15 protein-coding genes and 1 pseudogene are annotated in these 20,036 nt (G+C 60.2%); 3 read left to right on the top strand and 13 right to left on the bottom strand.

The features are described from left to right. Positions 1-122 precede the first annotated feature (122 nt). The 7 genes from AB7M29_RS05170 to hutC form a co-directional block, all read right to left on the bottom strand. The gene (locus AB7M29_RS05170; RefSeq protein WP_051414811.1) at positions 123-953 is read right to left on the bottom strand and encodes a quaternary amine ABC transporter ATP-binding protein; all 831 of its coding nucleotides are present in this window, start codon (positions 951-953) and stop codon (positions 123-125) included. Continuing rightward, entirely contained in the window at positions 950-1,801 is an 852-nt protein-coding gene (locus AB7M29_RS05165; protein WP_030129253.1) for an ABC transporter permease, read from the bottom strand. Before AB7M29_RS05165 ends, AB7M29_RS05170 begins: the two co-directional genes overlap by 4 nt. 71 nt (positions 1,802-1,872) lie before the next feature. Further along, entirely contained in the window at positions 1,873-2,841 is a 969-nt protein-coding gene (locus AB7M29_RS05160) for an ABC transporter substrate-binding protein (protein ID WP_123361141.1), read from the bottom strand. 68 nt (positions 2,842-2,909) lie between these two features. Further along, positions 2,910-4,382, bottom strand: a complete 1,473-nt coding sequence (locus AB7M29_RS05155; RefSeq protein ID WP_454246457.1) for a purine-cytosine permease family protein — start codon at positions 4,380-4,382, stop codon at positions 2,910-2,912. 156 nt (positions 4,383-4,538) lie between these two features. Next, the gene (gene hutU / locus AB7M29_RS05150; RefSeq protein WP_217855310.1) at positions 4,539-6,242 is read right to left on the bottom strand and encodes a urocanate hydratase; all 1,704 of its coding nucleotides are present in this window, start codon (positions 6,240-6,242) and stop codon (positions 4,539-4,541) included. A gap of 455 nt (positions 6,243-6,697) precedes the next feature. Then, a complete protein-coding gene (locus tag AB7M29_RS05145; protein ID WP_217855309.1) occupies positions 6,698-7,267 on the bottom strand; it encodes a HutD/Ves family protein in 570 nt (189 codons plus the stop codon). 10 nt (positions 7,268-7,277) lie between these two features. Next, positions 7,278-7,988: a histidine utilization repressor gene (gene hutC, locus AB7M29_RS05140; protein WP_177409387.1), complete on the bottom strand. Its 711-nt coding sequence runs from the start codon at positions 7,986-7,988 to the stop codon at positions 7,278-7,280. 306 nt (positions 7,989-8,294) lie between these two features. On the opposite strand from hutC, the gene AB7M29_RS05135 reads away from it, so the two are divergent. After that, positions 8,295-9,659: a formimidoylglutamate deiminase gene (locus tag AB7M29_RS05135; protein ID WP_052966807.1), complete on the top strand. Its 1,365-nt coding sequence runs from the start codon at positions 8,295-8,297 to the stop codon at positions 9,657-9,659. Positions 9,660-9,777: 118 nt separating this feature from the next. Here AB7M29_RS05135 and AB7M29_RS05130 read toward each other — a convergent pair whose 3' ends face one another. Then, positions 9,778-10,347, bottom strand: a complete 570-nt coding sequence (locus AB7M29_RS05130; RefSeq protein ID WP_217855307.1) for a lipocalin family protein — start codon at positions 10,345-10,347, stop codon at positions 9,778-9,780. A gap of 32 nt (positions 10,348-10,379) precedes the next feature. Continuing rightward, positions 10,380-10,634 carry an outer membrane protein assembly factor BamE gene (locus AB7M29_RS05125; protein WP_217855306.1) on the bottom strand — a complete coding sequence of 85 codons (255 nt, stop codon included), beginning with the start codon at positions 10,632-10,634 and terminating at the stop codon, positions 10,380-10,382. Between the two features lie 280 nt (positions 10,635-10,914). Between AB7M29_RS05125 and AB7M29_RS05120 the strand changes: the two are divergent. Next, positions 10,915-11,949: pseudogene (locus tag AB7M29_RS05120) on the top strand (HAMP domain-containing protein); the annotation flags it as partial. Positions 11,950-12,042: 93 nt separating this feature from the next. Further along, on the top strand, positions 12,043-12,807 hold the full coding sequence (locus tag AB7M29_RS05115) for a methyl-accepting chemotaxis protein (protein ID WP_370694726.1): 765 nt from the start codon (positions 12,043-12,045) through the stop codon (positions 12,805-12,807). Positions 12,808-12,940: 133 nt separating this feature from the next. Here the strand turns inward: AB7M29_RS05115 and AB7M29_RS05110 are convergent, their stop codons facing one another. The 4 genes from AB7M29_RS05110 to AB7M29_RS05095 all read right to left on the bottom strand — a co-directional run bounded on the left by AB7M29_RS05110 (position 12,941) and on the right by AB7M29_RS05095 (position 19,812). Then, positions 12,941-13,543, bottom strand: a complete 603-nt coding sequence (locus AB7M29_RS05110) for a DUF924 family protein (protein ID WP_454246456.1) — start codon at positions 13,541-13,543, stop codon at positions 12,941-12,943. Between the two features lie 3 nt (positions 13,544-13,546). Continuing rightward, positions 13,547-14,557, bottom strand: coding sequence for a class 1 fructose-bisphosphatase (locus AB7M29_RS05105; RefSeq protein WP_038978569.1), 1,011 nt, complete (start codon positions 14,555-14,557; stop codon positions 13,547-13,549). A gap of 303 nt (positions 14,558-14,860) precedes the next feature. Then, on the bottom strand, positions 14,861-16,228 hold the full coding sequence (locus AB7M29_RS05100; protein WP_217855300.1) for a DUF3999 domain-containing protein: 1,368 nt from the start codon (positions 16,226-16,228) through the stop codon (positions 14,861-14,863). Then, positions 16,225-19,812 carry a DUF2339 domain-containing protein gene (locus AB7M29_RS05095; protein WP_217855298.1) on the bottom strand — a complete coding sequence of 1,196 codons (3,588 nt, stop codon included), beginning with the start codon at positions 19,810-19,812 and terminating at the stop codon, positions 16,225-16,227. The genes AB7M29_RS05100 and AB7M29_RS05095 overlap by 4 nt, the downstream gene beginning before the upstream one ends. Between the last annotated feature and the right edge of the window lie 224 nt (positions 19,813-20,036).

The following is a 20,036-nucleotide window of genomic DNA, read 5'->3' as shown; positions in this document are numbered from 1 at the left end:
CTTCGCGAGCAAGCCCGCTCCCACATTGGATCTGTGTCGAACACAAATTTTTAATACACCAACAATCTAATGTGGGAGCGGGCTTGCTCGCGAAGAGGCCAGCACAAACACCGCAAATCTCTTTAAACCACCGCAGCCCGCCGCTGTACAAACCGGTCCACATACTCATCCGCCGGCGAATGCAGGATCTCTCGTGGTGTGCCGACCTGAATCAGGCGGCCATCCTTGAGGATCGCGATGCGGTTGCCGATGCGCACGGCCTCGTCGAGGTCGTGGGTGATGAAGACAATGGTCTTGTGCAGGGTCTTTTGCAGTTCCAGCAACTGGTCCTGCATCTCGGCGCGGATCAGCGGGTCGAGGGCGCTGAACGCCTCGTCCATCAGGATGATGTCGGTGTCCGCCGCCAGAGCGCGAGCCAGGCCCACACGCTGGCGCATACCGCCGGAAAGCTGATGCGGGTATTTGTTTTCGTAGCCCTTGAGGCCCACGGTGTTGATCCAGTGCAGCGCGCGCTCGGCGCACATCTGCTTGCTCTCGCCACGCACTTTCAGGCCGTAGGCGACGTTATCCAGCACGGTCTTGTGCGGCAGCAGGCCGAAGCTCTGGAACACCATGCTGATCTTGTGCCGGCGAAATTCGCGCAGAGCTTCCATGTCGTATTGCAGGATGTCCACGCCGTCCACCAGGATCGCGCCGCTGGTGGGGTCGATCAGGCGATTGAAGTGGCGCACCAGGGTCGACTTGCCGGAACCCGACAGGCCCATGATCACGAAGATCTCGCCAGTGCCAATGCTCAGCGACAGGTCGTTCACGCCGACCACGCAGCCGGTTTCGGCCAATACCTGATCTTTGGTCTTGCCCTGGCCAATCATGCCCAGCGCATCCTTGGAGCGGCTGCCGAAAATCTTGAAGACGTTTTTGACTTCGATCTTGCTGATGGCTTCGTTGCTCATTTGCTCACCTCATGCCGTGGCCGACCATACGCCTGAGTAATGCGGTCGATGACCACTGCCAGAATCACGATCGCCAGACCGGCTTCAAGGCCGCGTCCGACGTTGAGGGTCTGAATCCCCACCAACACATCTTCACCCAAGCCACGGGCACCGATCATCGAGGCGATGACCACCATCGACAGGGCCATCATGGTGGTCTGGTTGATCCCGGCCATGATGCTTGGCAGGGCCAGCGGCAGTTGCACGCCAAACAATTGTTGCCAGCGATTGGCGCCGAAAGCGTTGATCGCTTCCATCACTTCACCGTCGACTTGGCGAATACCCAGATCGGTCAGGCGGATCAGCGGCGGCGCAGCGTAGATCACCGTGGCGAAAATCGCCGGGACCTTGCCCAGGCCGAACAGCATCAGCACCGGGATCAGGTACACGAAACTCGGCATGGTCTGCATGATGTCCAGCAGCGGCATCAGCACCGAACGCAGGCGATTGCTGCGCGCCGAGAGGATGCCCAGCGGAATGCCGATCAGCACCGAGATGACCGTCGCCACCATCATCAGCGCCAGGGTCTGCATCAGCTTGTCCCAGAGGCCGACCGCACCCACCAGGAACAGCAGACCGACGATGACCGACGTGGTCACGACTTTGCGGGTCGCGTGCCAGGCAACGCCCGCCACGATCGCCAGCATCAGCCACCAGGGCGCCGCACGCAGCAGCCCTTCAAGATTGACGATGGCCCACAGCAGGGTGTCGGAGATGCTGCGGAATACGTCGCCGTAGTTGGTGACCAGCGAATCGACCCAACTGTTGACCCAGTCGGCGATGGAAAAGGTAAAGCTTTCGGGAAACATAAAAAGACTCTCAATCAAGGGGTTGCGATCAAGCATCCGACTGCCGTTGCCGACAGTCGGAGAAACTCAACCTACAAGGCCGCGTCGATCTTTTTGGCTGCGTCTTCGCTCACCCATGCGTGCCAGACTTCAGGATGTTCCTTCAAGAAGATCTTGGCCAGTTTTGGCGATTCGATCCGCTCTTTGGCCATGCGCCCGAGGTTCTGATTAAGCAAGTCGATTGGCAGGTTGACCTTTTCCAGCACAGCCACCAGTTCCGGGGCTTGCTCGTGGAAGGTCTTGGACAGGCCGACCTTGATGGTCACTTCCTTGTTCACGCCTGGTTTCTCTTCGAGTTTCACCAGGTCAACCTGGCCCATCAGCGGGGTTGGCGACCAGTAGTAGAACAGGATCGGCTCGCCACGCTTGTAGCTCGACAGCACCGCGGCATCCAGCGCCGGACCGGTGCCCGGACGGAAGTTGGTGTAGGTGCTTTCCAGGCCGTAGCTTTTCAGCATTTCGCTGTTGTCCAGCTCACAGGTCCAGCCGGCCGGGCAGTTGTAGAAACGGCCCTTGGATGGCTCTTCCTGATCCTTGAACACTGCAGCGTATTTACCCAGATCGGCGATCGCTTTCAGGTCTGGTGCTTTAGGCTCCAGCTTGCGCTTGGCGTCGCCTTCGATCACGTAACGCGGCACGTACCAACCTTCGACAGCACCCACGACAGGCGCGCCGACACCGACAACTTTGCCGGCCTTCTCGGCCTTGTTCCAGACTTCGCTACGACCAACCCACTCTTCGGCGAAGATTTGAATATCGTTGCTGCTCAGGGCGTTTTCCATGGTGATGGAGTTGCCCGGCAGGCTGTCGGTCTTGCAGTCGTAGCCTTTCTCCAACACGACTTGCAGCACGTCGGTCAGCAGCATGGCGCTTTCCCAGTTCAGGCCAGCAAATTTCACCGGTTTGCCCGACTCGCACCAACCAGCCGCCTGAGTGGCGCCGGCGCTGGCCAACAGGCCCATGGAAAGCAATGTGGTCAGCAGGGTCTTGTTCGATTTCATTGTTTGACGCTCCTAATCATGAGTTGGCTTACGGCAGTCAAGAGGCATCCAGCCCTGTCCACGTCCAGTCAGGCCTGCGCCGCAGCGCGACCGGCCCCGCTTGTTATAGGTGCTGCATCGCTGTCCTGCTCGACTGGCAGAATCAGGTGATCGGGTACTGCGCTGTGCCATTTTTTTGCGCACACGTAATACAGGCCTGCGGGAAACACCAGACCGATGATCCAGGAAATATCCACACCACCCAGAGCGTGCACCAGCGGACCGGTGTAGAACTTGGTAGAGATGAACGGCAGTTGCACCAGCACACCGAAGACATAGACGCTGATACCGAGGGGGTTCCAACGGCCGTAGCGACCGTTCGGATCGGCCAGTGCCGGCACGTCATAGCGCTCGCGGGTGATGCAGTAGTAGTCCACCAGGTTGATCGCGCTCCATGGCGTGAAAAAAGCCAGCAAAAACAGGATGAAGGACTTGAACGCACCGAGGAACGAGTGCTGACCGAGCAACGCGATCAGGGTCGCAGTGCCGACGATGACCAGCACGAAGACCAGACGCTGCAAACGCGTTACTTTCAGGTCACCACGGAAACCGCTGATGACCGTCGCAATGCACATGAAGCTGCCGTAGGAGTTCAGTGTTGAGATGGTGACCTTGCCGAACGCGATGCTGAAGTACAGCAGCGCCGCGGTGGCACCGGTACCGCCCAGACCCACGATGTAGGCCACTTCGTGGCCGGCGAACTGCCCGTTGGCCGAGGCGGCCGCAAGCACGCCGAGGATCATCGCCACCTGTGCACCGATAACCGAACCGGCGCCAGCGGCGAAAAAGGTTTTCACCGAGGACGTGCTGCTCGGCAGGTAGCGTGAGTAGTCAGCCACGTAGGGGCCGAAGGCGATCTGCCAGGACGCCGCGAGCGACACCGCGAGCAGAAAGCTGGTCCAGCTGAAGTGGCGGATTTGCAGGAGTGCGCCAACGTCAGTCTGGCTCATCAGGCGACTGAACAGGTAAACAAAGGCAATCACGCCAATGACGCTGGCGACACGGCCGATCCAATGGATCACCCGATAACCGAGCACCGTGACCAGCACGATGACGCTGGCGAAGATGAGGATCCCGACGCTGTCGCTGACGCCAAACAACTGGCCCAGCGCCTGGCCGGAAAGCACGGTGCCCGTTGCGGTGAAGCCCAGGTACATCAGGCACACCAGCACGATCGGGATGGCCGCGCCGTAAACACCGAACTGCACCCGGCTAGAGATCATCTGCGGCAGGCCAAGCTTGGGCCCTTGCGCCGCATGCAGCGCCATTACGCCACCGCCGAGCAGCTGACCGATCAACAGACCGATCAACGACCAGAACACGTCACCGCCCAGCACCACGGCCAGGGCCCCGGTGACAATCGCGGTGATTTGCAGGTTGGCACCCATCCACAGGGTGAACTGGCTCAACAGACGACCGTGTCTCTCCGCTTCCGGGATGTAGTCGATCGAACGTTTCTCGATCAACGGTTTACTGCCTGCACGATCGTCATTAACAGCCATTGTTCAACCTCTGTGGATTGTTATGGGAAGCCATTGTGGAACTGCTTTTTTGTGGGAGCGGGCTTGCTCGCGAAAGCGGTGGATCAGCCAGCACAGATGTTGAATGTGCCGGCCTCTTCGCGAGCAAGCCCGCTCCCACAGGTAAAGCAATCTGCGTTACTTGCCGGTAATCATCGGCAGGTTCAGGCCCTGCTCCTTGGCGCAGTCGATTGCGATCTGGTAACCCGCATCGGCATGACGCATGACACCGGTAGCCGGGTCGTTGTGCAGCACGCGAGCGATACGCTCGGCCGCTTCGTCAGTACCGTCGCAGACAATCACCATGCCCGAGTGCTGGGAGAAGCCCATGCCGACGCCGCCGCCGTGGTGCAGGGAAACCCAGGTCGCGCCGCTCGCGGTGTTGAGCAGAGCGTTGAGCAGTGGCCAGTCGGACACGGCGTCGGAACCGTCCTGCATCGATTCGGTTTCGCGGTTCGGGCTGGATACCGAGCCGGAGTCCAGGTGATCGCGACCGATCACGATCGGTGCGGACAATTCCCCGCTGCGGACCATCTCGTTGAAAGCCAGACCGAGCTTGGCGCGCAGGCCCAGGCCAACCCAGCAGATACGTGCCGGCAGACCTTGGAAACTGATGCGCTCACGGGCCATGTCCAGCCAGTTGTGCAGGTGGGCGTCGTCCGGAATCAGTTCTTTTACTTTGGCGTCAGTCTTGTAGATGTCCTGCGGATCGCCCGACAGCGCCGCCCAACGGAACGGGCCGATGCCACGGCAGAACAGCGGACGGATGTAAGCCGGTACGAAGCCTGGGAAGTCGAACGCGTTCTCGACGCCTTCTTCCTGAGCCATCTGACGGATGTTGTTGCCGTAGTCGAAGGTCGGAATACCCATTTTCTGGAAGTCGAGCATCGCTTTAACGTGCACGGCCATGGACTGCTTGGCGGCTTTGACCACGGCAGCAGGCTCGGTCTTGGCGCGAGCGCGGTACTCTTCCCAGGTCCAGCCGGCCGGCAGGTAACCGTTGAGTGGGTCGTGGGCGCTGGTCTGATCGGTGACCATGTCCGGGCGCACGCCGCGCTTGACCAGTTCAGGCAGGATTTCAGCCGCGTTGCCCAGCAGGGCGATGGAAATCGCTTTGCCTTCTTTGGTGTATTTGGCGATGCGGGCCAGCGCGTCGTCGAGGTCGGTGGCTTGCTCATCGACATAGCGGCTGTTCAGGCGGAAATCGATGCTGATCTGCTGGCATTCGATGTTCAGCGAGCAAGCGCCGGCCAGGGTTGCGGCCAATGGTTGAGCGCCGCCCATGCCGCCGAGGCCTGCGGTCAGGACCCAACGACCTTTCAGGTCATCGTTATAGTGTTGGCGACCGGCTTCGACGAAGGTTTCGTAGGTGCCCTGAACGATGCCCTGGCTGCCGATGTAGATCCAGCTGCCAGCGGTCATCTGGCCGTACATGGCCAGGCCTTTGGCGTCGAGTTCGTTGAAGTGTTCCCAGCTCGCCCAGTGTGGCACCAGGTTGGAGTTGGCGATCAGCACGCGTGGGGCGTTGCTGTGGGTCTTGAACACGCCGACCGGCTTGCCGGATTGCACCAGCAGGGTCTCGTCGTCGTTCAGGTTGGTCAGGCTTTCGACGATCTTGTCGTAGCATTCCCAGTTACGTGCCGCACGACCGATACCACCGTAAACCACCAGTTCTTTAGGGTTCTCGGCGACTTCCGGGTCGAGGTTGTTCATCAGCATGCGCAGCGGCGCTTCAGTCAGCCAGCTCTTGGCGGTCAGCTTGTTACCGCGCTGCGCACGTATTTCAACATCACGGTACTTTGTAAAAGAGGCGGTAGTAGGTTTCTGGGTATTGTCAGTCACGAAAAAGACTCCTCAGCGATCAATCCAAACCAACCCTGGCGGTGGGCAAGCGAGCTTGTGCGCGTCAGAGCGCCACAAGCGAATCAGTGGACGTTGCGAGGAGTCTCGATCGACTCATACGCATACGTCTTTACTTGTACATACAAGCATATGCAATCAAGCGGCCAACTTGCTGGATGAGTGTTCAAGAAAAGTTTTGAAAGGGCTGGAAAGGCTGTAGATCAAGGGCCTTGAGGAAGATGAAATTTTTGGGGGGGGGGATTTTGCGCGAGGACGATGGCTGTTACTTGAGCGTGGTTTTGCGCCACGCTGGGGCGTTCGGTAACAAAGTGGTGCGCAATGGGAAACGGGGTTTCGAGCTCTGAAAAGCATCGCGGGCAAGCCCGCTTCCACAAGTACGACGGTGTCCTGTGGGAGCGAGCTTGCCCGCGATAGAGGCGACTCTCGGTGTTGGATCAGCGCGCGATCAGCTCGATCACACAGCACTGCCCCTTGATAGAGATATCCAGCAGGCCAACGTTACCGTCCAGTTGCAGACAATCATGGCGTCCTAGCTGAGAGGCGTTGTTACCCACCGTCACTTCAAGCTGTTCAGCGACGCTGAACACCAGCACGGTGCCGGCCGAACTGAAAAACCGCTGCTCACCCTCCAGCCACTGCAACCGCGCGCGGTAACGGTCCGGCGCATAAATCAGGTTGAAATCGCGAATCGGGCCGCCGAGCAATGTGCAAGACACATGACTCTCGCCACTGAAAGCAAACGGGTCCAGCGGTAACAACGACCGTGTGTCCTGACCGTCGACACGCAAGGTCATGCCCTCGCCTTGCAGCACAGTGATCACCCGCTCATAGCCGGCAAAGGTGGAAAACCCGCCCGACTCGCCGATGTCGGCAATCGACAGGCGCCAGCCAAAACCATCAAGGCCCACACCGGTATCGCGGGTGATTTCTTCAGTGCTGCCACCGCCGTTTTTCCACGGCATGCGCGGGTAATCGGCCGCGCGTAAAACTTTCAACTGGCTCATTTATGGCTCTTTATTTATGGAACCGTCCTTCCAGACGATGACGGGAACCGGGGTGAATCAAACGGGCGGCGGTCACGGGCTGACGGCCGGACCAGGTACGGCGACGAATCAGCAGGCAAGGTTCGCCCTTCTCAATCTGCAGCAATTTGCATTCGGACGGCTCGGCGAGAATCGCTTCGACCACGTGCTCGCCTTCAGTCAATGGCGCGACCTGATTCAGATAGGCGTAAGGCGTTTGCAAGGTGAAGTCTTGCTTGAGGTAGTCCGGCGCCACCAGCGCGTTGACGAAACGGTCTTCGATTTGCACCGGAATGTCGTTTTCGAAATGCACGATCAGCGAGTGGAAAACCCTCTGGCCTTCGCGCATGTCCAGGGCCAGGGCGCGCTCGGAACCGGCAGCCTCTTCTTCAAGGGTGATTACCTTGCAGGTGTGGCGATGGCCACGGGAGGCGATCTCGTCGGCGATGTTGTGCACTTCAAACAAGGCAGACTGACTTTTCGGCTCGGCGACGAACGTACCGACACCCTGCATGCGCACCAGCAAGCCGTCGGCAGTCATCTCGCGCAGGGCGCGGTTGATGGTCATGCGGCTGAAACCCAGCTGATTGACCAACTCGCTTTCCGACGGAACGCGGTAGTGCGGCGGCCAGTTTCCACTGTCGATTTGCTGGGTGATCATCTGTTTGACGCGGGCGTACAAGGGCGCCGGACTGTCGCCCATGTGTGCGGCCAACGGGGAGACTGCAGGCGGAGTCGGCACGTTTAATCCTTGTTGGTTGAATAGAGGTAATGTGGCTCGTGTTGTTAGTTCTGTCAGTCAATTTCGGCGCCAGAAAATCCAGATCCTGCGTTGCTGCTCCTCGCCATAGCCAGCTATGACTCGTCGCAGCGCCTTGGCTCTGAATTTCTGGCATCCGAACTTGAGCTGACGAACTAACCACACGAGCCACATAGCTTGCCGGAGTTTACCGAGCAGGCAAACGTCTGTATATGTATATACAAATAACACACGATGGGGTGCTGAACCATGTCCGCCTTCTTTGCCGAACGCGCGCTACTGCCTAGTGGATGGGCCAACAATGTACGTCTTGAGGTCAGTGCCGATGGCGTGCTGACCCATATCCAGGCCGATTCCCACGCAGATGACGCCGAACGGCTGAGCGGTCCGCTGCTGCCGGGAATGCCGAATTTACACTCCCACGCCTTCCAGCGGGCCATGGCCGGGTTGGCAGAAGTGGCGGGTAATCCGAACGACAGTTTCTGGACCTGGCGCGATTTGATGTATCGGCTCGTCGGAAAAATCAGCCCGGATCAACTCGGCGTCATCGCCCGTCAGCTGTACATCGAAATGCTTAAGGCCGGTTACACCTCAGTCGCGGAGTTTCATTACGTACACCACGATACGAGCGGCCAACCGTACGCAGACCCGGCCGAACTGGCGCTGCGCATCAGCCAGGCGGCCAGCTCCGCCGGTATTGGTTTGACCCTGCTGCCAGTGCTCTACAGCCATTCCGGGTTCGGTGGCCAGACCCCGAACGAAGGTCAGCGCCGCTTTATCAACAGCACCGAAAACTATCTGAAACTTCAGTCGCGCTTGCAGCCGATCCTGGCGCAGCAACCGGCCCAGGCCCTGGGTTTGTGTTTCCACTCGTTGCGTGCGGTCACCCCGCAGCAGATCAGTGAAGTGCTGGCGGCCAGCGACAAGCAGTGCCCGGTACACATTCACATTGCCGAGCAGCAGAAGGAAGTCGATGACTGCCTTAGCTGGAGCGGTCGCCGGCCGTTGCAATGGCTGTACGAAAACACCGACGTCGATCAGCGCTGGTGCCTGGTCCACGCGACCCACGCCAATCCCGAAGAAGTCACGCTCATGGCCAAGAGCCGCGCCATCGCAGGCCTGTGCCTGACCACCGAAGCCAACCTCGGCGACGGGATTTTTCCGGCGGTGGATTTCCTGGCGCAGGGCGGGCGCATGGGCATCGGTTCCGACAGCCATGTCTCGTTAAGCGTGGTGGAAGAATTGCGCTGGCTGGAATACGGCCAGCGTCTGCGCGATCAGCGGCGTAATCGTTTGTATGGCGCGGATCAGCCGATGGTAGGCCGCACACTGTACGACGCCGCGCTGGATGGCGGCGCCCAGGCGCTGGGGCAGCCGATCGGCGCCCTGGAGGTCGGCAAGCGTGCGGATTGGTTGGTGCTCGATGGCAACGATCCGTACCTGGCGACGGCCAGTGGTGACGGGATTCTCAATCGCTGGTTGTTTGCCGGTGGTGATCGTCAGGTGCGGGACGTGCTGGTCAACGGCCAGTGGGTCGTGCGTGATGGGCGGCATGCCGGGGAAGAAGAGAGTAACCGCGCCTTCACCCAGGTTCTGCGCGATCTCTTAGGCTGACACAAAAAAATGTGGGAGCGGGCTTGCTCGCGAAGGGACCGTCATCTTCAACACAATTGTTGACTGACAGACCGCTTTCGCGAGCAAGCCCGCTCCCACATTTAATCTTCGTTGGCAATCAGTTCGAAGTCTTGGCCATCTTGGTATCCGACGCGCGCCAGATCAGTCGCGTCGTGTCATAACCCTGCTGACGCGCCTTGCTCAGCAGTTCTTCTCGCACCACACCATTGACCGTCGGGGTGCGTGACAGCAGCCAGAGGTGACGGCGGCTCGGGTCGCCGACAATCGCGGTCTTGTAATCATCGCTGACGTACAACACCCAGTATTCTCCCTTCGCCACACCGGGTATCAATCGCGAGAACCAGGTATCGAACTCGACCCACAGCTTGTCGGCCTTGCCGGGCACCTGTGGATAAGCCGTGCCTTTGGCCTCTTCCCATTGCCAGTCCGACGTCAGACAGCGGTTCAGCACCGCCATGTCACCTTCAGGCTTGAGGCTGTAATGGGCTTCGGATTGCGCGCAGTTGCGCTGAAAATACACCGGCAGACGCGCCAGTTCGTACCAGGTTCCCTGGTAGCGCTTGAGGTTGACCGAGTTGACGGTCTTGGGTGCCAACGGATCTACGCCAGAAGTGGCGCAGCCAGCCAATACCAGGCCGGCAAAAAGAACGATCAGTAACCGCTTCATTATTTTTTCTCCCGTGGGCGAATAGCCCCGGTTTACTTCAGGCCTTGGCCAGAAAACATCAGCACTTTGTCACCGGCATACTGCACGCTGATAAAGCTGTTTTGGTCGCCCCAGGTGCAACTGGACATGCCGAGCGCGCCCGAGCAATCGGTAGGTTTGCCCAGCAAGGTTTCAACCTCGGCCTTGGGCATGCCAGTCGACAGCTTCGAGTAATTTTCCTGATTGATCTTGCCGCACGCTGCCAACAACACGCAGAACGAGAGCAAGGCGATAGATCGCAGCGACATGGTGTAACTCCTGGGGCGAAGGGAATGGCATGGCTGCCAAGCTGAAGCTTAGAAGAGAAAACTCCTGTCTGGTTCCCTGAGCATTCGGCTATTTGTTTGGTCGCCGTCAGCCTTTTGACGATAAATCAGCCCACTTTTTCGCGCCGTTGAGTATTTCGTCGGTTTTCCCCCAGGCCGCCTAATCTTTGGCGCTTGCCAGTCGACATAGAAGCAGCGCAAAGCCTTCCACTGTGGCAAATCGACACCCCTTGTTGACCAGCCCTTCGCGGTAGCTCATTTAATGACCAGAAATATGAAGTTCAGCCACAAAATCCTGTTGGCCGCCGCCCTCGTGGTGGCCGTTGCATTCGCCTGCTTCATCCTGTTCAACGATTACCGCCAGCGGCAGACCTTACTCAGCAGTACCGAGTCCTCGATGCAGGAACTTGGCAGCCTGACCACCAGCAACATCCAGACCTGGCTGGAAAGCCGTATCCAGCTGCTGCAATCGCTGTCCCAGCAGATTGCCGTGGACGGCAGCGCACAGGCCAACCTCAAGCGCGCCATCGACCTGCCGGCTTACACCAGCAACTTCCAGCTGAGCTACTTTGGCGGCACCGATGGCGTGATGTTCTCGGTCCCGGCCGGCAACCGCGCGGCAGACTACGACCCGCGCGCCCGTGGCTGGTACAAGGCGGCCAACAACGCGCAACAGACCATCGTCACTGAACCCTACATTGCGGCATCGTCGGGCAAACTGGTGATTACCGTTGCCACGCCAGTGAAGCATCAGAATCAAATGATTGGCGTCGCCGGCGCAGACATTGATCTGTCCAGCGTCAGCGCGATCATCAACTTGCTGAATTTCGGCGGCCACGGCCATGCGTTTATCGTCAGCGCCGACGGCAAGATCCTGATCCACCCGGACAGCAAACTGGTGCTCAAGAATCTGGCCGACGCCTATCCCAACGGCGCGCCGAAAATCAGCCCGGGCCTGAAGGAAGTCGAACTGGACGGCAAAACCCAATTCATCTCCTTCACTCACGTCAATGGTGTGCCGTCTGCCGACTGGTATGTGGCGCTGGTGCTGGATAAAGACACCGCGTTCTCGATGCTCAGCGAATTCCGCACCTCGGCAATCATTGCCATGGTCATCGCCGTGGTGATCATCATCGCACTGCTGAGCATGTTGATCCGCGTGCTGATGCAACCACTGCTGACCATGGGCCGCGCCATGCATGACATCGCCGAGGGCGAAGGTGACCTGACCAAGCGCCTGACCATTCACGGCCAGGATGAATTCGGCGCACTAGGCACCTCGTTCAACCGTTTCGTGGAACGCATTCATACCTCGATCCGCGAAGTGTCCTCGGCCACCGGCCAAGTCAACGAAGTGGCCTTGCGGGTCGTCGCGGCCTCCAACTCGTCGATGTTCAACTCCGATCAGCAAGCCTCACGCACCAGCAGCGTGGCTGCAGCGATTAACGAACTGGGCGCCGCCGCCCAGGAAATCGCCCAGAACGCCGCCCTCGCCTCGCAGCATTCGAGCGACGCCCGTGCCCTGGCCGAAGACGGTCAGCAAGTGGTGGATAAAACCATCGCCGCGATGCAGCAGCTGTCGGCAAAAATCAGCGATTCGTGCGGCAACATCGAAACCCTGAACAGCAACACGGTGAACATCGGCCAGATTCTGGAAGTGATCACCAGCATTTCGCAGCAAACCAACCTGCTGGCGCTCAACGCCGCCATCGAAGCGGCCCGTGCCGGTGAAGCCGGCCGTGGTTTTGCCGTGGTCGCGGATGAGGTACGCAACCTCGCTCACCGCACTCAGGATTCGGCCCAGCAAGTGCAGAAGATGATCGAAGAGTTGCAAGTCGGCGCCCGGGAAGCGGTCAGCACCATGACCGACAGCCAGCGCCAGAGCGAAAGCAGCGTCGGCATCGCCAACCAGGCCGGCGAACGCCTGGGCAGCGTGACGCAGCGCATCGGAGAGATCGACGGGATGAACCAGTCCGTGGCGACCGCGACCGAAGAACAGACCGCCGTGGTCGAGTCGATTAACGTCGATATCACCGAGATCAACACGCTGAACCAGGAAGGTGTGGAGAACTTGCAGTCGACATTGCGTGCGTGTGCTGATCTTGAGCAGCAGGCGGCGCGGTTGAAGCAGTTGGTGGGTAGTTTCCGGATCTAGTGCTTTTGCAGACCCCTTCGCGAGCAAGCCCGCTCCCACATATGATCTTCAGCGAACGCAGATTTTGTGTCCGACCGAGATCCAATGTGGGAGCGGGCTTGCTCGCGAAGGCGGCTTCTGCCGCAATGAAAATCTAAAACCGAGACCCGGGACCTGAAAGAAACTCCAGCTCCTCAGCCGTAGATTCACGCCCCAACACCGCATTGCGATGGGGAAACCGTCCAAACCGCGCAATGATCTTCTGATGCCGCTCGGCATAATCCAGGTTGTCGGCAAACACCGCCCGATCCGCCTCCGGTTGCTGTTCAACCAGATCAAGAAACCGCGAAACCGCTTCGTTCTGTACTGCCAGATTTTCGCAGTGCTCGAACACCAGATAGATAAACACCCGCTGGATCGGTCGCAGTTGCCGATCGAAATCCGCAGCAATGCCTTGCGCTACCAGTGCCTGAGCCCTGAGGTCGCCTGAAAAGGATTTGGGAGTGTCGCGAAAGATCATTCGCGGAAGTTGATCGAGTAGCAGCACCAGGGCCAGCCAACCTTCAGGATGTTGCACCCATTCGGTCAATCCGCCGGCCAGTGCCTGCTCGACCTGGTCCCCGAAACGCATCCGCGCTTCGAGGTCCTGGCTGTCGCGCTTGCCGAACCATAACTTGCCCTTGTCAGCCGATATCTCGTTGGGTGATTCGAAAGATCCGAACCACCATTCGAGCAACGGCTGCCAGGGCGCGGTCATGGTTTATTCCTTGTGGTAAGCCGTGACGCGGGCAACTTCTTCTTTCGAACCGAGGAACACCGCAACACGCTGGTGCAGGCCTTCCGGCTGGATGTCGAGGATGCGCTGGTGGCCGTCGGTGGACGCGCCGCCCGCTTGCTCCACCAGGAACGACATCGGGTTGGCTTCGTACATCAGGCGCAGTTTGCCCGGTTTCGACGGCTCGCGGCTGTCGCGTGGGTACATGAACAGGCCACCACGGTTCAGGATGCGGTGCACGTCGGCGACCATTGCGGCAACCCAACGCATGTTGTAGTTCTTTTTCAGCGGGCCTTCATCACCTGCCAGCAATTCGCCCACGTAGCGCTGTACCGGAGCTTCCCAGTGACGCTGGTTGGACGCGTTGATGGCGAATTCCTGGGTGGTTTCAGGAATGGTGATGTTTTCGTGGGTCAATACGAAACTGCCCATTTCACGGTCCAGGGTGAAGCCTTTCACGCCGTCGCCCAAGGTCAGGATCAGCATGGTCTGCGGACCGTAGATCGCGTAGCCGGCGGCCACTTGCTGGGTACCTGGCTGCAGGAAGGCCTTTTCATTCAAGGGCTCGTTCTGGGTCAGGTATTCGTTCGGGCAACGCAGTACCGAGAAGATCGTGCCGACCGGCGCGTTGATGTCGATGTTCGACGAACCGTCCAGCGGGTCGAATACCAGCAGGTACGCGCCTTTCGGGTATTTGCCCGGGATCTGGTAGGCATTGTCCATTTCTTCGGACGCCATGCCGGCCAAGTGACCGCCCCATTCGTTGGCTTCGAGCAGGATCTCGTTGGAGATCACATCGAGCTTCTTCTGCACTTCGCCCTGGACGTTTTCAGTGCCCATGCTGCCCAGAACGCCACCCAGGGCGCCTTTGGACACGGCGTGGTTGATCTCCTTGCAGGCACGCGCCACCACTTCGATCAGGAAGCGCAGATCGGCAGGAGTGTTGTTGCTGCGGGTCTGCTCAATCAAATAGCGACTCAAGGTAACGCGGGACATGGAAGGCTCCGGTGGAATGGGGGGGCTAAAAACCCGCGCAGTTTAGCGCGAGTCGGGGCGCATTTCCTCCTATCAGACGTGATACACCCAATAGAGTTCATGTGCGGGGTTGAGCGTAGTTCGAAATGGGGCCGATGTGGCTTGTGGATCAGTGGCAGATTGAGTTTTTTTGTGGCGGATAGACCGCTTTCGCGAGCAAGCTCGCTCCCACAGTAGATCTTCAGCGTACACAACATTTGTGTACGACCGAGATCCAGTGTGGGAGCGGGCTTGCTCGCGAATGGCGCGTAGCGCCAGCCATCCTCAGGACTTAACAACCGGCTTGCGCAGCAAGCTGAACGCCATGGCCCCCAAAAACAGCACACTGAGCAACAGCACCGCCCACAACCCGAATTTCTTCCAGTTTGTGTCCGCCACCGTTGGCACGGTCGCCGCCGGAGTCACCACGACCCCACCCTCCACCGTCGCCTTGCCCAACGCCGCCAGCTTCGCAGCGCTGTAATCCGGAATCAGCGTCGACAACGGCAAGCTCGCCGCCTTCACCGTCGCACTCCCCAGCGCCAGCGTATAAGGCCCGGCGCCGCGCGCCAGGAACACCAGTTGCGTGGAGCGCACCGCAAATCGGACGGTCGGCGCTTCGGCGCCCAGGCCACCGCCGCGCTCATCCACCGTCAGCTTCAATTGCTGTACGGTCTGGCCCGACAGCTGCAATTCGTTCTGCACCACGTCCTGGCCATTCTGGGTCAAGCGGTAGAGCAAACCGCTGGTCAACGTTTGCCACGGCAGGCTGGTTTCCCGGCGACCCGACAACGTCACCGGTGCCAGGCTGTTGGGTTGATTCAGCTCGATCTGCAAGCGCTGGACGTTCAGCCCCATCGGCAATTGCCAGATGTACTCACCGGCCTTCACGCTGGTGCCAACCAATGGTTGCGACCAGACCAACGGCAGCGGCAAGGTGCGAGGGTTAGTGCTTTCCAGTTGCGCCGACGTCAGCACTGGCGCCGATTGCGGTGAGCTCCACAGCAAGCGCAAGTAGCGCGCCGATTGCCCCGGCAGGCCGACTTCATGTTGCTCGACCCGTTCGTCGGCAAACGTCAGACGCGCCACCTGCCCTTCGCCCCACGACTGCCAATGCTGCAAGTCGTCGCTGGCTTCAATGCTGAAACGCTGGAAACCGTCACGATCACTGGTCCAGTCGAGGATCAATTGCTGTAACGGCGCCTTGATTCGACTGGCATCGAGTAACCAGCCGCGCAGCTCTTCTTCGCCCGCCTCCAACTGGCTGGACGGCTGCACTTCGATCAACGTGCCATTGGTGTTCGATTGCACGCGCACACTCGGCGCGCGCTCGGTGGCATCCGCCGAGTTGTACAACGGGAACCACTTTACGTCGTTCAGCGTGCGGTTTTCGCGGGTCTGCGCCGGTTCTCGGGCCAGAGCATAAGCCTGAGGCTCACCGGCGGCGTTGAACACGCGCAGATCGCTGAGATCGGTTTGTCGCGCTTTCAGTTGCACGCCCAAGGGCAACTCCAGGCGATACCACGGGCCCTCGCCACTCAACGACAACGGCACCTGCGTGGCAAAGTCCGCCGGTTTTTCCTGCGCGCCGGCCGATAGCGTCACACCCAGCACCACAGCCCCCCACCAGCCAAGGTTCAGTTTCTGACTCAAGACGACACTCCTTCGGTTTCAGGGGCCGGTTTTTCAACATCCGGCACAGCTTCGGCACGTTTGGGCGGCAACGGAGCGAAATAGCCCACCACCAACAGCAACACGCCAACGCCGATAAACGACACGATCCGCGCCAGCCCGCCGCGGTTACTCAATTCAACGAAGAACAACTTGGCGACCACCAGCCCTATCAGCGCTGCGCCGATCAGCCAGACTTCGCGGCGATGGCGCAGATGCCCACCGATCATCAGACTCAGGGCCATCAGGGTCCAGACGATGGACAAGCCGGCCTGCACCAACATAGACCCAAGCAGCAGATCCAGCGCGTACGGCACGCCACCCCAATGGTGAGCCGCGCGCATCACCAACGCGGTGAAGAAGACGAACAGCGAAACCCCGGCGATCACTTGCGTGGCGTTATCGGCGTACTCCCTGCGAATTGCCAGTTGCGTCACGGCGGTCCGAGACCAGACGTAAACGCCGAACAGAGCAAACAGCAGGCCCAGCTCCAGCGGGTTGATCAGTGGCACATATGGCAACGGCTCGGCGGTGCCGTCACTGGCGATGTTCGCCAGCCAGAACCAGCCGAGCATCAACAACGCCAACGGCGCAGCGGCATAGACCCGGTACTCGCGGGAATACTCCGATACCGGCCATGGCCACGCACGCGGTGCAGCCATCAGCACCAGATACAGGCTCGGCAGAATCGCCCAGCCCAACCAGCGCCAGGCGTTGTACTGCTCCGACAACAGCAACAAACCGTAACGCAGCTCCAGGGCCAACACGCCGATCAACAGCCAGCAGCCGAGTACATGGGCGGTGCTCAGGGCTGTTGCAGGCAGCGTCGGCGCCAGGCGCCGCAGGGAGAAGAAATGCACGACAAACACCGCAACCCAAACCAGCCAGCCGAAGTTGGCGCCAGGGTGATAACGCGAATGCCAGGCCGCGAGCAGCACCAGACCGGCTGCGGGAATCAGCAAGGTGCAGAGCAAGCCCAGCGACGACCACTTCAGGCGCAGCGCCAACACCGCCCACAGCGCGACACTCACGGCGGCAACGGCCAGCAACAAGGTGGCTTGCAGATTCAACGGCGCAAAGCGCAGCACTTCGCTGACCCACGCCAACGCCCACCAACCCGCGCCCCACACCAGCAACACTTCCGATAAGCGCTGCAGGCTCAACCCATCGAAGGACGAAGCATGGTTGCCGAGCTGCAGACGCCAGGCCCCGACGAATGCGGCCAGCCCCAGCACCAGCGGTGTCCAGAAACCGCTATGCGCCAGCGGTCGCAACCCTTCGCTAAGCAGTGGGCCAAGCAGATCCGGCCCGGCGAACAGGAACGCAGCGCCACCGATCACCTGCAACAGCAGACCAAAGACAAAACTCACGCGCTGCTTCAGGTACAGGCTCAGCCAGATGATGAACAAACCACTGGCGGCCCATACCGCGCTCGCGGTTTGCCATGGCAACACGAACAGCACCGCGAGGTTGATCAGCACCAGACCGGCCAGCAACACCACTGACAAGCCGCGCAGCAAACGCACGTCACTGCGCACCATTTCGTCGCGGGCCGCCAGCAACATCCCGGCGATCAATGCCAGCCCGATCAGGGACGCGCTGAGCAAACCGCTCCAACCGGCGCTGAACACCGCAGCCGACTCACCGCCCGCCCCTTGCAGCCGCAGCAGGAACAATGCACCGCCGAGCAGTTGCACGGCGAACGCGGTGAACAGGAACGTCCTCGATTGCAGGCGCAGGCCGACGAACAGCGTCGCCAACCCGGCCAGCGCCCAACTGATCGCCGTGCCATGAGTGAAGAAGAACAGCGGTGCCAGCAGATAAAGGAACGTCAGCCCCAGACAGGCCAATACCGGCAGTGCTTGGCGCTCCCACTGCGACGCCTGTTCAGGCAACGCTTTGCGCAATTGGTAGAAACTGAACAGCAGCGCCACGCCGAGCATCAACGCCCCCAGCGGCGCGCCATCGAGCAGGCTGCTCTCGCCGATCCGCAGCTCACTGAGAAACGCCAGTGCCGAGCCCAGTTGCAGCAGCAAGGCAAAGGCTCGCGCCAGCGGTCGTTGTTGGCGCAGGCCGAGCCAGAAAATCCCCGCGCCTTCCACCGCCCAGGCTGCTGCAGTCCAACGCGCGTCGAGCCCCAAGGGAATCGCCAGGCTGGCGAAGATCACCCCGAGCGCCAGACAGGTTTCCGCCAACAACAATGCTCTACCGCCCATCAGCAACCGGGCCAGCCCCATGTAAATCATGCCCAGCGCCAAGGCGCTGAAAGCCGCGGCAAATTCCAGATGCTCCACCAGCGCGAACTGCAAACCGAAACCCACCAGCGGTGGCGCGAACAACATGGTGCCGTCGACGTAATCGCCCTTGCGCGCGGACCAGTGCAGCAGTGCCTCGCGGCTGTCGTCCTCGGGTGCATCGCTCATCTCCAGCAGCTTGCGCCGGGCGAACAACAGGCCGATGGCCAGGTACATCAGGAAAAACAGAATCAGGAACGGCTCGGTGCTCCACAGCAATTCCGGTGTATAGGAACGCAGCCCCCAGGCCAACCCGATGCCGAAGGTGCCGACAAAACCGATCAGGTTGAGCAGCCGCCAGGCCTTGAACCACGCGATGGCGAGGATGCCGGCATTGAGCAAGGCGAAGTAGCTGAACAGCGCGACATGGTTGCCGGCGCCGGTGGAGGTCAGGATTGGCGCGGCGAAACCACCCAGCGCGGCAGCGGCAGCCAGGCCCAACGCGTTTTGGGTAATGGCGAGAATCGCCGAGAACACCGTCACCACCACCAGCAGCCCCAGTGCAGCCGTAGGGTCGAGCAATGGATGCAGGCGCATCGCGGCAAATACTGTCAGGTACAACACCGCAATCCCAGTGCCTTGCAGCATCAGCGCGTAGTTGCTGTTGCGCAGTCGCAGCAACCAGCCCAGCGCGAGCAAACCCAAGGCCGCCGCCGCAACACCGGCGTAACGCAACTCGACCGGCACCACCATGCCTTCAGTGGCGTAGCGCAACAGGAAGGCCAGACCGAGGAACAACAGCACCACGCCGACCCGCAGCACGGTATTGCCGCCGAACAACCAACTGCGCGCGCCGCTGATGGCGCGCTCGATGAAGTTCGGGCCGCGAGGCGCCGCCGGTTGCTGGGGTTCACGAGCAACCGGATCGGGTTTCCAGGCATCAGCGGACGGCGGACGACTGGCTTCGGTGGCAGCAGCTGTGATGGGTTCGAGTTCAGGCGGCAGCTCCCAGATCAATTCCGGGGTGGCGACAGGGGCTTGCTCAAGAATGATTTCAGGGGATGGAACCGGTTCGCTGGCCGCAGGTTCACTGGCTTCAGGTGTTTTGAAGCCCGACACTTCCAGCAATGCCAGTCGCTGCTCGACCGCATGCAGCGCCACCTGCGCCTGATCGAGCAAGCGCCGCTGTTCGGCGGTTTGAGTATTCAAGCGGCTGATGCGGATTGCCTGACCGATGCCCAGCCCGAGTAAAGCGCCCAACAACGCATCGCTGAACGACTCGTCAAGCATCCAGCCCAGCAGCAGCCCAATCAGCATGAACATCCATTGCATGGTCGATATCCCTAAGCAGCCCCGCGGTGGGGCAAATCCGGGCGATATAGCGTCAATGCTCAGTCTAGTGAGCAGACACCCGGAGTCCAGTGTGAGAGCCAGATTGCATCTGCACCACAAACCCAATGTGGGAGCGGGCTTGCTCGCGAAGAGGGCCTGACATTCGACATTGATGTTGAATGTCGGTCCACTTTCGCGAGCAAGCCCGCTCCCACAAGGGTCAA

Source organism: Pseudomonas sp. F-14 TE3623, assembly GCF_053629015.1.
Note: the sequence above shows the minus strand (reverse complement) of the source record. Positions and strands in the feature narration are given on the sequence as shown.